Genomic DNA, 12,286 nt, shown 5'->3' with positions numbered 1-12,286 from the left:
TGGAGAGGAGCCTTCCTTATAAAGGGGGGGGACAGGAGAGGAGCCTTCCTTGTGAAGGGGGGGGACAGGAGAGGGAGAGACGGGTTTGTCATTGTTTAGGGGAACGGATTTTCTTACTCCCCCCCTTGCTAAGGGGGGGCTGGGGGGGGTATCGGATGTGGGAATCCACCAGCCGTGTACGCTTTCTGCTGCACCCGTTTTACTGGAAATTGGGAGCACTACATCTTGATATTTCAACTGAAAATCTTTGGGAGTTGAAGAGATCGCCTGCGTCGGAAAAAAGATAAACTTACCTTGCGCTACAAATAAATAGACACAAGCACCAGAATAGGCGATCGCCAGAAATATCCCAAAACCGATGAAAGATTTAGACAAAATTAAGACCAGCAAGTTATTCATGGGAAATAGGAGAGTGCACGGCTAATTGGCCATTAGTCAAAAATTATGGCTAATTATGAATTGACATAATTAGCCATAATCCATTACTAAGTAGCGCCGCAGCATTCCGCCTAATTTCAAAAATCAATGCAATTTCGGGCTATGCAAGTGCCAATTTGTAGACTGCTCGTAAGCGTGAGCCACTTGAAACAACCGAGATTCTTGTAAAACATTACCAATCAGTTGGATGCCCACAGGTAGTCCCTGATCGTCGAAGCCACAAGGCAAACTCAAAGCGGGCAAACCAGCCAGATTCACCGGAATAGTCATCAAATCTGACAAATACATACTCAAGGGATCGTTGAATTTTTCGCCCGCTTTAAAAGCCGTAGTTGGAGCTGTAGGACAGACTAAAACATCAACTTGAGCAAAAGCTTTCTCAAAGTCTTCTTTAATTAAAGTCCGAACTTTTTGAGCTTTTAAATAGTAGGCGTCGTAATATCCCGCCGAGAGAACATAAGTGCCGATCGCAATTCGGCGCTTCACCTCCGAACCAAACCCTTGAGAGCGAGTTTTGGCATACATATCCAAAAGATTGTCAGAGTCAGCAGCCCGGAAACCGTACTTAACTCCATCATATCTCGCCAAATTTGCCGAAGCTTCCGACGGAGCAATAACGTAGTAAGTGGGCAAACCATAGCGGAACCTGGGACAAGAAACGACTTGAATTTCTGCTCCCAATTTTTGAAATTGTTCGATCGCCTTAGTAACAGCTTCTTTAACACCAGCATCCAACCCGACACCAAAAGTTTCTTTAATCACCCCGATTCTAATCTGACCTTTCGGACGCAAATTGGGTCTCAAAGCTTCGGCGTAATCAGGAATTTCCACATTGAGACTCGTGGAATCTCTCGGATCATAACCCGCGATCGCGCCTAACAAAATCGCCGCATCCTCAACAGTCCGACCAAAAGGCCCGATCTGATCGAGAGAAGAAGCATAGGCCACCAAACCGTAGCGAGAAACCAACCCATAGGTCGGTTTCATCCCCACCAAGCCACAAAACGAAGCTGGTTGACGGATCGAACCTCCAGTATCCGAACCCAAACTCACGACGCATTCTCCCGACGCTACCGCAGAGGCAGAACCGCCAGAAGAACCACCGGGAACCCGCTCTAAGTCCCAAGGATTCGCTGTAACTTGATAAGCAGAAGTTTCTGTCGAGCTGCCCATTGCGAACTCGTCCATGTTCGCCTTACCCACAATCACCGCACCAGCGGCTTGGAGTTTCGAGACAACAGTGGCGTCGTAAGGAGGGACAAAATTCTCCAAAATCCGAGAGGCGCAGGTTGTGGGAACGCCTTGGGTGCACATATTGTCTTTAACGGCGATCGGGATTCCGGCCAACAGCCCAATTTCTTCCCCAGCGGCGATTTGGGCATCAACTTGAACGGCCTGTGCCATTGCGCGGTCTGCTGTGACGCACAGAAAGCTTTTCAACTTTGGTTCTAGCTGGGTAATGCGGTCTAATGCTTCTTGAGTAATTTCCACAGCAGAGCGTTCTTTATTAACCAGTTGTCGGTGCAACTCGCGGATGGATGCCATGCTCGTACCTTTATCATTTCTACTTTCACTGTATATGTCAATATAGCTGGCAATTGCACCTGCTTACTACCTGGGTGTAAAGTCCGCATCTGAGGTGGGTGCGGGTACTGTCTTTGTGGAACAGGCATCTTGCCTGTTATTGATATTGGTGAAAAAGTGCGATCGATCTGAGATATTGCTAGCTGTAGGGGCGGGTTCACCAACAATATATAACAAGAACCAACAATCTCAATAAACCCGCCCGCCCCCAACAGTAAATTCAAATGTACCTCTTTCAATATACTCTGATCAATCTTAACTTTTCCCCGCATAAATTGTGCCGCTGAAGTCTTTACTACAAAACCAAATCACAGATTCAACAGTTCTCCCTCTCAATTTTCCGTCGCAACTCCCGAATTACTGTACTTGTATGGTTGTCGCGCGACATTTGCCAGCATTCCTCCACAATTTCTGATACATTAAAATTGGGAAAATAACGGCTGATTAAACTTTCGACATATCGACCATTTTGCAAGTCGTAAATTCTGAGCTTATTTTTCTTAAACAGCCACACTTCCGGCACTTGATAAGGCAAGTAATCATCTAAATCCGTGTAGCTAGTTACGTCTACTTCGATTACTAGATCGGGCGGCGGTTCAACACCCCAAGCAATCCGATCTTTACCAAGAATTGCCGCGCAATTATCGATATAAAAACAATAATCTGGTTCAATCCCTCTTACCTCCGGCAAATCCATCGTAATTGGTGTAAACGCTTCATAATCTCTGCCCAAGTAATCTAGCAGAACCTTGACGACATCAGCAATTATATCTGCTTGTTTTCCGTGTACGGGTAAAGGGGACATTAGCAAAATTTCTCCTGGCCGATATTTGATGCGTGGAATTGAACGATCGCCCAATTGTTCTACAAGTGCTTGATAATCCTGCCAGTTTCCGGGGAATTTCACAAGTGTTCCTGGTGGCAAGTGAATCTTTTCTGGGGTGACGACTGCAAACATAAAGCTTATACCTCCTGACTGATTATATGTGTTTTAAGCTAGAGTCGCAAATACTTGAGAGCGGGCGATCGTGCTATAATAGATAAAACTTAGGCCAAGAAACCGGGTTTCTGTGAAAAACTCAGATTATAATGAAAAATCTCCGAAGAAACCCGGTTTCTGAGTGTCTGCGTGATCGTTCCCTGAGCGGAGTCGAAGGGTTCAATGACCTTCTTCGCCTTGGCGACTGCTATATAATACCAAAAACGTATTTTAATCATTAGCAATCAATGGCTTAATCTGAACTAGCAGTTGAGGAATTTTGTTTTGAGCAACATCCCAAACGATGTCTAAATTTACTCGATCGTAAGCATGAGAAACCCAATCTCTCATTCCTGCCATATCTTTCCAAGGGATTTCTGGATGTTCAGCGCGAAACTCAGAGGATATGCGTTTTGTGGCTTCACCAATAACTATAATTCTATAAATAATAGCAGCTTGTTTCTCATCAGAAGCTGCCAATTCCTCGCTGTCAATTCCGGTGAGATAACGTTGAATCATCTCGCCAGCCTGCACAATATCCAACAGGGAAGCCATATCTCTATTTGCTGACATAAATTACCTTTGCAGAGTTGAGAATTTCTTGTTTTCTAATCCAGTTAATACTTTGTTCGATACATTGTTTGCTAAGGATATCTACCTTGCGTCCGCATAAAGTTTCAAGTTCCTCCTGCATCTGCATCGCGTCATCAAATGTCCATCGGTAATCAGGTGCAAAAGTTACGAGTATATCTATGTCGCTTGTTTCTGGGCAAAAATCTTCTCGCAAAACCGAACCAAACAGCGCTAACTCTACGATCCGCCACTTTTTACAAAAGGCGATCGTTTGTTCGGCAAGCCTTCCTAAGCGATTGAAACCTAAATCTAACTGAATCCTTGGCATGATACTGCTTCCCAAAAATACGGCAAATATTATATATTATAATGATTTCACTACCTCCAAGGCTAACCCTAGCACCTCTGCAATTTGCTCATCTTTCAATCCCAACTGTCGTAATTTACCAACCATTTCAATCTTAACTTGATTCGTGCTGTCCTGGAAGTCAGGAGTTTCAGACCGACTTTTATCTGGGGTAGAATTGGGTAGTTCTGAGCAACCATTGATATAGTTAATTGTATTGCTATGACCAAAATGAGTATTATTATTACGATCTCCAAAATTTATATTCAGATTTAATTGCCGTTCTAGCACAGATTTAAGATTATATTTATCCACTGGTTCATCAAAAACATCAGATAACATTTGCAAAAGCTTGTAACCTACATCCTTAGCATGACCCGCCGTACAACCGTAAGTATCTGCAATATCAGAATACTTTTGTCGTTTCAGTATTCCATCGATAATTCCGCGCTGCAAATCATTAAGATGTTTGCCTGTCTTCGCGCTGAGCACTTCATCTACAAATTGCAAGATATGGGCAGTGTCCATCAGTATGAGGGTCGGAGAACTATAGTTAGTATAGCCGACTTTATCCGTCTTTATCCGTCTCGATCCGCCTTGCGTCGCAATTTTAGAAATGCCCGTCTTTTTCCGTCTTTTTTCGCTTTGCAGTTTTGTGCGATCGGTCTATGATACGGAAGAGCAAAAAAGCAGGTTTGCGGGAGGAAGTGGCTGCACATCCAATTCTGCTGATCAACAGCAAGCGATAGAGCTTTACTGTTTTGCGAGTTGCGATCGCACTTCCAAATTATCTTATAGGTTTTGGGCGATCGCCTGTATTGCGAACAGAATTTCATCTACCAGTTTTCAGGCTTCTAATGTCTATCGATCGGTCAGATAGGCTGGTTTTTCCGATATTATCCGATCTTTCGGACATTTGGGCAAATTTTTCTGGAAAAGTTCAGACTCAATCCGACTGACAGGGCGATCGGGCTTGGGTTTGGATTGGGAATGTATTGTTTGACACTTAGATTGTTAAATATGAATCCGTAAAAGGAGATAAGTATGAAAAAATTGATTGTGGGCATGATTTCTGGAGTTGGAATTTTTGCTTCTGCATTACCAGGGGTAGCTCAGAATCCACCACCTTCAAATATTCCACCTGGTATCTATGCGAGTCAAGGTCACAACTATTACTGGAATAACACCGAGAAGACATCGTGTCATGTTGTCAACCCACCTCAGTTGAAGCTATTCGTTGATAGAGGTGTGCCGAGTCGAGGAAATGCACCTTTTACACCCTATGGTTTTCAAGGTGATTGTCTATGGCCTCAAGGACTTTATGCACCACCAAACAACAGAGGCAGAGTGATGTACATCAACTCCAGTAAAGAGATTTGCCACGTATCCCCCTCATTATATCAATTGTTACTTCCACGATTTGGAGCGCCGTATAGTGGTGCTTCTATAGCAATTATCTCTCAAGGCTTGAAAGATATTGGTACTTGCCCAAGTCCTGGGTAAAATCTTGGATATCAGGGTCTTGGTCGCCTTACAAATAAGACAGCTAGTAGGTTGGGTTGAGCGGTAGCGAAACCCAACAAAATGCCGATAAATGTTGGGTTTTGTTCCTCAACCCAACCTACGCATATTGTAAGTGTTCCAGCAGACAATAATATCAGACAATCAAATTATTGATGAGATAATTAAGTTAAAAATCTGACGCATACGCTGCGCGATACGCCTACGGCACGCTGCGCGATCGCACGAGTGCTTTTTTATTGATAGGCGATCGCCCCTTACTTTTTTACTGATAGGCGATCGCTTTTTTATTTTTTACCGATCGACATCGACGCTGATTAGAAGCGGATAATCTCGATCGTGCATCACGATCGCCCTTCGATTCCCGATCGTGCAACCCGATCTTCGTTTAGAGGTAAACCGAGGAGATTCGAGAAATGAATCAAGCAAGATTTGACCGCAAGGCTTGTGTTATGCTGATTAGAGAAAACTTGAAGGATAAGATGCAATGAAAAATCGCAGCTTTACAGTTCTTCTGTACAAAGAAGATGATATGTACATAGCTGAATGTCCAGAAGTTGGAACAGTAGATCAAGGTGAAACGATCGAGCAGGCGATTGCGGGTTTGAGAGAGGCTACGCGGTTATATTTGGAGGAATTTCCCGTACCTGAAACATCTCCGAGATTTGTGACCAGCATTGAGGTCAGCTATGCCTAAAATGCCGCGAATTTCAAGTAGAGAAGCAATTCGTGCATTGGAGCGTTTAGGATTCGAGCAAGTTCGTCAAACTGGCAGTCATGTTGTTCTGAAGAAGAAAACCGAAGAAGGCGAAATTGGTTGCGTTGTTCCTGTGCATCAAGAATTGAAGGTTGGTACGTTGAGCGGCATTCTCAAGCAGGCGCAAGTCACAGTCGAGGAGTTCATTGAAAATCTGTGAGGTATAACAATAGAAAAGGGAAACTCGATCGTACTAGGCATGAGTAGATGCCTCTCGGTCATCCCGAATCATCTGCATCATAATGTTTGCAGCTTCCGTTGCGTCGTAGGGCGACCAAACCGGATACTCTGATGCAGAAAAGATAACTTGTAGTTCAGCCTTTGGGATTTGCACAGCTAGGAGTTTGAAGAGTGATAATTTGTCTGGCTGGCTCAGACTGTTCACCAAAGGAATTAACTCAGCGAGAGACATAGTTTAAACTCCCAGACATACGATAATAGATTTATTATAAGCGATCTGTGAGATAATGAATCAAGGATACACGGAAATCTTAAACAACCCTTTAATTCGTATAGAATTAAAGCAAGCTTGGGAAGATTCTCAACCTGGAGTAACTGGCGGACACGAAGAAGGCGGTTTCATTTTGAAAGATTCAGCAGGAAATCTCAGTGTTGTGCGATGGTCAGTCGGCAATCAGAATAGCATCATTCTGCCTGCTCATCCAAAGTGTAAAATTGGGGAAGGCGCTATTATTGCGTCGTTTCACACTCATCCCAATACTGGAGACGATTATTTGCAAGAACCTAGTGAGACAGATAAGCGTGCTGTTAGAGACGATCCTGATTTAAAGGGAGCCTCTTACGTAGGTGAGTTTGTGATTTCGCAAGCAAAAATCTATCTAATTGAACCGAATGGACAAGTAAGTGAGATTTCGGATACATCTATCATTCTAGGTTGAAAAGTCGAGGTTAATTATGGCTGCAACATTGAGTTCAGATGTGCTTCAAGATGATATTGCTGTTGCAATTGCTCGTGCGATCGCTGCTGCTAATAAACGTGCCCGTGAATTGAATATTGATGTAATGCAAAGCATCATCAGCCTGACGCAGCATCCTCAGAATGATAGCTGGGTATGGCGAGTGAACTATGGGGCAAGAGATTATATTGGGCGACGAGGTGGGGATTTAATTATCGAAGTTAATCCAGATGATATTAGCATCCAGAGAGTGCTTTGGGGGCAATAGCTACAGCGCGATCGCACTTTTATCTACCAATAATCTAATTTTAAACAGAAGTGCGATCGCCCTTTTTCCACCTCTTCAACAACTCCGGTGTCACCAAACCTTGCGGAAAAAAGATCGTCCCCAAAACAATCAGCACCCCAAACACAATTAACCGCCCATCCCGCAGAAATTGCGCCAACCAAATCGGCAATCCCTGAATAGTCGCCATCCCCCTCAAAACCTCCGGTAAAGCAGTAAACACCATCCCACCCAACACAGCTCCCAAAAACGTTCTGCTACCACCAATCAACACAGAAGTCAAGTAAATAATACTAGCATCAAAAGTACCTTGACGCGCGTTCCAAGTATTCAGAAAATGAGCACTAATAGCACCCACAACCCCAGCTAAAATAGCACCTAACGTAAAAGCCAAAACCTTGTAAAAAGTTGGGTTAATGCCGATCGCATCCGCCGCCAACTCATCAGCCCGAATCGCCGCAAAAGCCCGCCCCACCCGAATCCGTTCCAGCCGATAGACAATCGCCATACTTACCAACAGTAAAGGCAGTACAATCCACAAATACTCGATCGGCGTCGCAAACGGTTGCGGAATCCCAAAAATGCCCACAGCCCCGCCAGTGATATCCAGATTCAGCGATAAAACCCGCAAAATTTCCACAAAAGCAATAGTTGCGATCGCCAAATAAATCCCACTCAACCGCAGCGCCGGAATTCCCACCAAAATCCCCAGCAACCCCGAAACAACCCCTGCAATTATCATCTCCACCAACAGCAATGGTAGAGGAAATAAACCTTCTGTCGGCTTAAACACCGTCGTAGACAAAATCGCCGCAATATACCCACCCAACGCATAAAAACCAGGGCTAGCGAGAGACAACTGACCAGTCATTAGAGGCAAATAAAGCGACATTCCCAACATTGCACCCACCAACATCGAGACAATCAAAAACCCATAAGTAGTAAAAAATTCATTCATAACTTTCTTTATTTCTTAGTCCGCGAAGGCGGACTTCGTTTGTATAGAAGCGATTTCAATCGCCGAATTATCTTTTAAATCAAACACCTCTACTTCTTAGTCCGCGAAGGCGGACTTCGTTTGTGTAGAAGCGATTTCAATCGCCGAATCATCAAGCGGGTAACAATCTTACACCTTTTGAATCAAACGCCGTCCAAACAAACCCTGCGGCCGAACCAACAGCATAATAAACAATATAGCAAAAGCCACAGCATCCTTATAAGCCGAAAAATCTCCCGGTACAAAAGCCTCAACCAAACCAATAATAAACCCACCCAAAACCGCCCCAGGAATACTCCCCAACCCCCCAAGCACAATCACCGCCAAACCCTTCAAACCAAAAGCAATCCCGAAATACGGCCCAGCAATACTCACACTAGAGCCCACCAAACTCCCCGCCAAACCAGCCAGAAAACTACTCACAAAAAACGTCAATACAATGTATCGATCGGTATCAATCCCCAACAAACTAGAAGTAGTAGCATCTTCAGCTACAGCCTGCATTGCTTTACCAAACTTAGTAAAATTTATCAAGTAAGTTAAGACAGATACAATCGCAACTGATACCGCAAAAATTACTATTTGCACAGTCCGAATCGGAATTGGTTGATCCGCTGTGCCGAAGTTAATTGCAGCAGGTAAATAGCCGTAAGTGTTAGCAGGAAAAGTGTAAATTTCCGCACCGACAAGATACTGGATGATATTGGCGATCGCAACGGCTACACCCAAACTAGAAACCACAGTCAGCAGAGAATCAGAGTGTCGGCGACGCAAAGGTAAAAAAGCAACTCGTTCAACAATTACTCCCACCAAACCAGCCATGACACTTCCCAAAATTAACGCCACAGCAAAAGGCAATTCCACGGGAATTCGAGCATTAGCCCACAACCCATTAAAACCGAAAGCACCTCCCATCAGCGCATAGGTGAAATAAGCACCCAAGGTAAATATTGCACCGTGAGCAAAATTAATAATTCCGAGAATCGAAAACACCAGCGTATATCCCAGGGCAAAAATAGCATACACGCTGCCGATCGACAAACCATTCAAAAATTGTTGAATAAATTGAGTGAGATCCACATTACCTCTTTTAAGCCGCCGACTTTTTCTGAGTAATTTCCGAACAAAAATCTTGATAATCTGCTTGTACTTTAGTAAAATATGCTTGAGCATAGTCCAACAGATGGTCATGCCAGCGATCGGCATTTTCCGCCCAATTAATTAACTCATCTGCGATCGCAGATCCTTGCCGCCCACTACTGCGTAACTGATTCCAAGCGGTAATTTCCCCCATCGTTTTCAGCACCTTTTTCAACCGCCCCAACTTCCCATTCCACTGATCCAAACTCACCTTATCTTGAGTTGGCTGCAACCCCCGCAAAACAAACGGTTTTCCGTCCATTTCCACCACCGAAACCCAAGCTTGTGGCATAGCTTCCATCCGCTTTTGGATAGCCACAATCCTGACAGCCTCATTAGCCCATTCAGGCTGGGAAAACTTCAAGTACGGCATCAAAGAAGAGGGAAGTGCTTGTTTAATATCCAACAAATAATTCCCATCTGGAGAACCCTTCCCTTCCACTAAAACCACATAGCGCTTTACCCCCAAACTTCCCGTACCAGCAATTCTTACCCCCACATCTAACAACTTAAAAAACTCCGCATTTGGCTGTTTAGCCGCCCAATTTTTCATCAAAAATTCAACGAGTTCTCGCTCCTGCGAGGATATAGCCGCCGTCCGCTTATTATCAATAATCAAGCGGCGAAGACCCTTTTTCACCTCCGTCCGCCGATCCAAAAAATCTTTCCGCCGGCGTAACTTCAAACTATCCAATAAATCTGCAACCATCCCCTCAGCAGTCCCCCTCTCCACAGTTCGAGCAGTTCCCAAAGCCAAAGCATCAGTGTAAGCTTGGAGAAAGCAGCGACATAAAGTCAATGCTTCCGACTGATTCACCCCCAGCGTATTCGCACCAACTAAAACGCTAGTCAAAAAACGAGTTATTTCCCAACTAGCCGGAGCCAAAGCGGATTCATCAAAATCGTTTATATCAAAATAAACCAATCTATTATCACCCTTGTAGCTGCCGAAATTTTCCAAGTGCAAATCACCACAAACCCATACAGGTGGTGTATCATTCAGCACAGAACTTTTATCCAAATCTTCATAAAATAAATGGCAAGTACCGCGAAAAAATACAAAACTATTAGTTCTCATTGCCTGGTACTTCAACAAAATTCGCTCCGGGTTGCGCCCGTGATTAAATTTCTGAATTCTTTCTAAAACCGTCTCACTCATGTTTGTGATTGCTTAATTGCCTATTTTTTTACTTCAAAAACTCAAATTTCCCATTAGTTCCATCCGCATCCATTTTAATCATTGCTACATAAAAATCTTTCTGATTAATCTCACCTTCTGGTGTAAAAGAAATTTGTCCTAAAGGGGTGTCGTATTTTCCAACCAACAACTGCTGATTCAAATTTGTACGCAATTGTGGCAAAGGTTGTTGGCTAACCTTAGACTGAGAATTGATCGCCTTTAATGACTCGACAAAAACTTGAACACCAGTAAAAGCTTGAGCGCTAAACTGAGGCGGTTCCTTTTTAAATTGAGCGCGATAAGCATCGCGAAAATCTTTATTAATCAGATTGGAATATTCCGGGCTGTATGCTTGGGCAATCAAAACCCCATCACAGAGCGCTTTACAAACAGGAAATATATTAGAAGTATTGAGACCGTTGCCCCCAATCATCACCCCTTTGTAACCTAACTCCCGCAATTGCTTAATTAAATTGCCTCCATCGGCGGCCAACCCGGAAATAATAATCAGATCGGGCTTGACATTGATCGCATTAGTGGCTTGAGATTGGAAATCTGTATCAGTAGTTAAGAATTTTTGGACTGTTGCCAATTCCAGTCCCATATCTTTAACCGTTGTCTGGAAAGTTTCCGTCTCAGACTTGCTAAAGGCATCATTCTGAGCAAAAAATACAGCTACTTTCTTAATATTGGGATTTTGCTTGAGGGCGGCTTTAACTGCATTAGGTGCTACGACGGCTACAGGCGCGGAGACTCTGGCGACATAATCGCCAATCTGGGGAATCCCTTTAGCGGTGTTGGAGGGTGCGAGTACGGGAACTTTGGCGCGATCGGCGATCGGATCGGCACTAAAAGCTTGCTGCGACAGAGTTGGCCCCACAATACCCACCACCTTATCCTGGTTGATCAGAGTATTGAAAGCATTGATCGCCCCTTGTTCATCTCCACCAGTATCTTGGAACACCAGCTTAATAGGCGTCCCATCCACACCGCCCTTGTCGTTAAAATACTTCTCGGCAATTTTCGCCCCAGCGACTTGTTCCTGGCCGAGTAAAGCCACGTTGCTAGTTTGGGCCACCCCAATCCCTATATATATAGTGTTGGAAGTTCCCGCAGCCGAACCCCCTGGTGAAGCACTGGCGGCAGATGGCGAAGTCGCCGGAGATGCTGTGGTAGAGGTTTGGGGAGTGTTCGTCTTGTCCGTCTGACTGCAAGCCAGCAGCAGTGAAGCGCAGGTAACGAATAAGGCAGTAGAGCGAGCTGTAGGTTTTTTCATGAGCGGGCGAACATATACTATATAGATCATCTAAACGTAAAGATATTCTAGCTATGGGTGGTAGCTGCTGGGTCAAAAATCCCAGACCAGAGCCAAAAAAAGACTCCTTGTGGGAAAAAGGAGTCAGCCAGCGGATCTCGGACCGGCAGTAAATAGCCTAAACCCTTACAGTGTATAGGCTCACCAAAAGCTCAAAAATATTTTCACAAAACGCTTGACAACATCTTGCGGAATAAGTATATTAATAAAGCGCCGGAAGGGAAGTGGTTCACTGAACCACAACCGGAAGGTA

The 12,286-nt window shown here is 44.3% G+C and carries 16 protein-coding genes and 1 pseudogene; 6 read left to right on the top strand and 11 right to left on the bottom strand.

The genetic code is table 11. From position 1 onward, the window contains the following. From AAFP11_RS27605 to AAFP11_RS27580, 6 genes and pseudogenes are all read right to left on the bottom strand, one after another. Nucleotides 1-399, bottom strand: a pseudogene (locus AAFP11_RS27605) (alpha/beta hydrolase); the annotation flags it as partial. Between the two features lie 123 nt (nucleotides 400-522). Beyond that, nucleotides 523-1,983 carry an Asp-tRNA(Asn)/Glu-tRNA(Gln) amidotransferase subunit GatA gene (gatA, locus tag AAFP11_RS27600; RefSeq protein ID WP_341739901.1) on the bottom strand — a complete coding sequence of 487 codons (1,461 nt, stop codon included), beginning with the start codon at nucleotides 1,981-1,983 and terminating at the stop codon, nucleotides 523-525. Between the two features lie 355 nt (nucleotides 1,984-2,338). Beyond that, nucleotides 2,339-2,980 carry a Uma2 family endonuclease gene (locus AAFP11_RS27595; RefSeq protein WP_341739900.1) on the bottom strand — a complete coding sequence of 214 codons (642 nt, stop codon included), beginning with the start codon at nucleotides 2,978-2,980 and terminating at the stop codon, nucleotides 2,339-2,341. A 252-nt stretch (nucleotides 2,981-3,232) separates the two neighbouring features. Further along, nucleotides 3,233-3,574, bottom strand: coding sequence for a DUF86 domain-containing protein (locus AAFP11_RS27590; RefSeq protein ID WP_096829802.1), 342 nt, complete (start codon nucleotides 3,572-3,574; stop codon nucleotides 3,233-3,235). Beyond that, the gene (locus AAFP11_RS27585; RefSeq protein WP_341739899.1) at nucleotides 3,561-3,902 is read right to left on the bottom strand and encodes a nucleotidyltransferase domain-containing protein; all 342 of its coding nucleotides are present in this window, start codon (nucleotides 3,900-3,902) and stop codon (nucleotides 3,561-3,563) included. The genes AAFP11_RS27590 and AAFP11_RS27585 overlap by 14 nt, the downstream gene beginning before the upstream one ends. A 36-nt stretch (nucleotides 3,903-3,938) precedes the next feature. Continuing rightward, on the bottom strand, nucleotides 3,939-4,448 hold the full coding sequence (locus tag AAFP11_RS27580; RefSeq protein WP_341739898.1) for a hypothetical protein: 510 nt from the start codon (nucleotides 4,446-4,448) through the stop codon (nucleotides 3,939-3,941). Between the two features lie 88 nt (nucleotides 4,449-4,536). Here AAFP11_RS27580 and AAFP11_RS27575 point away from each other — a divergent pair, with 88 nt between their 5' ends. The 4 genes from AAFP11_RS27575 to AAFP11_RS27560 all read left to right on the top strand — a co-directional run bounded on the left by AAFP11_RS27575 (nucleotide 4,537) and on the right by AAFP11_RS27560 (nucleotide 6,358). Next, nucleotides 4,537-4,800: a hypothetical protein gene (locus tag AAFP11_RS27575; protein ID WP_341739897.1), complete on the top strand. Its 264-nt coding sequence runs from the start codon at nucleotides 4,537-4,539 to the stop codon at nucleotides 4,798-4,800. Nucleotides 4,801-4,964: 164 nt separating this feature from the next. Then, nucleotides 4,965-5,423: a hypothetical protein gene (locus AAFP11_RS27570; RefSeq protein ID WP_341739896.1), complete on the top strand. Its 459-nt coding sequence runs from the start codon at nucleotides 4,965-4,967 to the stop codon at nucleotides 5,421-5,423. A 505-nt stretch (nucleotides 5,424-5,928) separates the two neighbouring features. After that, nucleotides 5,929-6,138 carry a type II toxin-antitoxin system HicB family antitoxin gene (locus AAFP11_RS27565; RefSeq protein ID WP_096829806.1) on the top strand — a complete coding sequence of 70 codons (210 nt, stop codon included), beginning with the start codon at nucleotides 5,929-5,931 and terminating at the stop codon, nucleotides 6,136-6,138. 1 nt (nucleotide 6,139) lies between these two features. Continuing rightward, nucleotides 6,140-6,358: a type II toxin-antitoxin system HicA family toxin gene (locus AAFP11_RS27560; protein WP_333454033.1), complete on the top strand. Its 219-nt coding sequence runs from the start codon at nucleotides 6,140-6,142 to the stop codon at nucleotides 6,356-6,358. A gap of 33 nt (nucleotides 6,359-6,391) precedes the next feature. Here AAFP11_RS27560 and AAFP11_RS27555 read toward each other — a convergent pair whose 3' ends face one another. Further along, nucleotides 6,392-6,610, bottom strand: a complete 219-nt coding sequence (locus AAFP11_RS27555) for a hypothetical protein (protein WP_333454035.1) — start codon at nucleotides 6,608-6,610, stop codon at nucleotides 6,392-6,394. A gap of 55 nt (nucleotides 6,611-6,665) precedes the next feature. On the opposite strand from AAFP11_RS27555, the gene AAFP11_RS27550 reads away from it, so the two are divergent. After that, nucleotides 6,666-7,097, top strand: coding sequence for a DUF4329 domain-containing protein (locus tag AAFP11_RS27550; protein WP_341739895.1), 432 nt, complete (start codon nucleotides 6,666-6,668; stop codon nucleotides 7,095-7,097). Nucleotides 7,098-7,113: 16 nt separating this feature from the next. Then, the gene (locus tag AAFP11_RS27545; protein ID WP_341739894.1) at nucleotides 7,114-7,383 is read left to right on the top strand and encodes a hypothetical protein; all 270 of its coding nucleotides are present in this window, start codon (nucleotides 7,114-7,116) and stop codon (nucleotides 7,381-7,383) included. Between the two features lie 40 nt (nucleotides 7,384-7,423). On the opposite strand, the gene AAFP11_RS27540 is transcribed toward AAFP11_RS27545, so the two are convergent. The 4 genes from AAFP11_RS27540 to AAFP11_RS27525 all read right to left on the bottom strand — a co-directional run bounded on the left by AAFP11_RS27540 (nucleotide 7,424) and on the right by AAFP11_RS27525 (nucleotide 11,994). Beyond that, nucleotides 7,424-8,359 (bottom strand): branched-chain amino acid ABC transporter permease, encoded by a 936-nt coding sequence (locus AAFP11_RS27540; protein ID WP_341739893.1) that lies wholly within the window; start codon nucleotides 8,357-8,359, stop codon nucleotides 7,424-7,426. 168 nt (nucleotides 8,360-8,527) lie between these two features. Further along, a complete protein-coding gene (locus AAFP11_RS27535; RefSeq protein WP_341739892.1) occupies nucleotides 8,528-9,478 on the bottom strand; it encodes a branched-chain amino acid ABC transporter permease in 951 nt (316 codons plus the stop codon). A gap of 10 nt (nucleotides 9,479-9,488) precedes the next feature. Further along, nucleotides 9,489-10,697 (bottom strand): DUF2252 domain-containing protein, encoded by a 1,209-nt coding sequence (locus AAFP11_RS27530; protein ID WP_341739891.1) that lies wholly within the window; start codon nucleotides 10,695-10,697, stop codon nucleotides 9,489-9,491. A gap of 28 nt (nucleotides 10,698-10,725) precedes the next feature. Then, nucleotides 10,726-11,994: an ABC transporter substrate-binding protein gene (locus AAFP11_RS27525; protein ID WP_341739890.1), complete on the bottom strand. Its 1,269-nt coding sequence runs from the start codon at nucleotides 11,992-11,994 to the stop codon at nucleotides 10,726-10,728. Nucleotides 11,995-12,286: the final 292 nt, after the last annotated feature.

The sequence above is a fragment of the Microcoleus sp. CAWBG640 genome (assembly GCF_020883015.1).
Classification (GTDB): Bacteria; Cyanobacteriota; Cyanobacteriia; order Cyanobacteriales; family Microcoleaceae; genus Microcoleus; species Microcoleus anatoxicus.
This window is presented reverse-complemented; position numbering and strand designations above follow the sequence as displayed.

Bases quoted from the DNA above. Each gene is read 5' to 3' on its own strand.
- gatA (WP_341739901.1), bottom strand. From the start codon at position 1,983: ATGGCATCCATCCGCGAGTTGCACCGACAACTGGTTAATAAAGAACGC.
- AAFP11_RS27595 (WP_341739900.1), bottom strand. From the start codon at position 2,980: ATGTTTGCAGTCGTCACCCCAGAAAAGATTCACTTGCCACCAGGAACA.
- AAFP11_RS27590 (WP_096829802.1), bottom strand. From the start codon at position 3,574: ATGTCAGCAAATAGAGATATGGCTTCCCTGTTGGATATTGTGCAGGCT.
- AAFP11_RS27585 (WP_341739899.1), bottom strand. From the start codon at position 3,902: ATGCCAAGGATTCAGTTAGATTTAGGTTTCAATCGCTTAGGAAGGCTT.
- AAFP11_RS27580 (WP_341739898.1), bottom strand. From the start codon at position 4,448: ATGGACACTGCCCATATCTTGCAATTTGTAGATGAAGTGCTCAGCGCG.
- AAFP11_RS27575 (WP_341739897.1), top strand. From the start codon at position 4,537: ATGCCCGTCTTTTTCCGTCTTTTTTCGCTTTGCAGTTTTGTGCGATCG.
- AAFP11_RS27570 (WP_341739896.1), top strand. From the start codon at position 4,965: ATGAAAAAATTGATTGTGGGCATGATTTCTGGAGTTGGAATTTTTGCT.
- AAFP11_RS27565 (WP_096829806.1), top strand. From the start codon at position 5,929: ATGAAAAATCGCAGCTTTACAGTTCTTCTGTACAAAGAAGATGATATG.
- AAFP11_RS27560 (WP_333454033.1), top strand. From the start codon at position 6,140: ATGCCGCGAATTTCAAGTAGAGAAGCAATTCGTGCATTGGAGCGTTTA.
- AAFP11_RS27555 (WP_333454035.1), bottom strand. From the start codon at position 6,610: ATGTCTCTCGCTGAGTTAATTCCTTTGGTGAACAGTCTGAGCCAGCCA.
- AAFP11_RS27550 (WP_341739895.1), top strand. From the start codon at position 6,666: ATGAATCAAGGATACACGGAAATCTTAAACAACCCTTTAATTCGTATA.
- AAFP11_RS27545 (WP_341739894.1), top strand. From the start codon at position 7,114: ATGGCTGCAACATTGAGTTCAGATGTGCTTCAAGATGATATTGCTGTT.
- AAFP11_RS27540 (WP_341739893.1), bottom strand. From the start codon at position 8,359: ATGAATGAATTTTTTACTACTTATGGGTTTTTGATTGTCTCGATGTTG.
- AAFP11_RS27530 (WP_341739891.1), bottom strand. From the start codon at position 10,697: ATGAGTGAGACGGTTTTAGAAAGAATTCAGAAATTTAATCACGGGCGC.
- AAFP11_RS27525 (WP_341739890.1), bottom strand. From the start codon at position 11,994: ATGAAAAAACCTACAGCTCGCTCTACTGCCTTATTCGTTACCTGCGCT.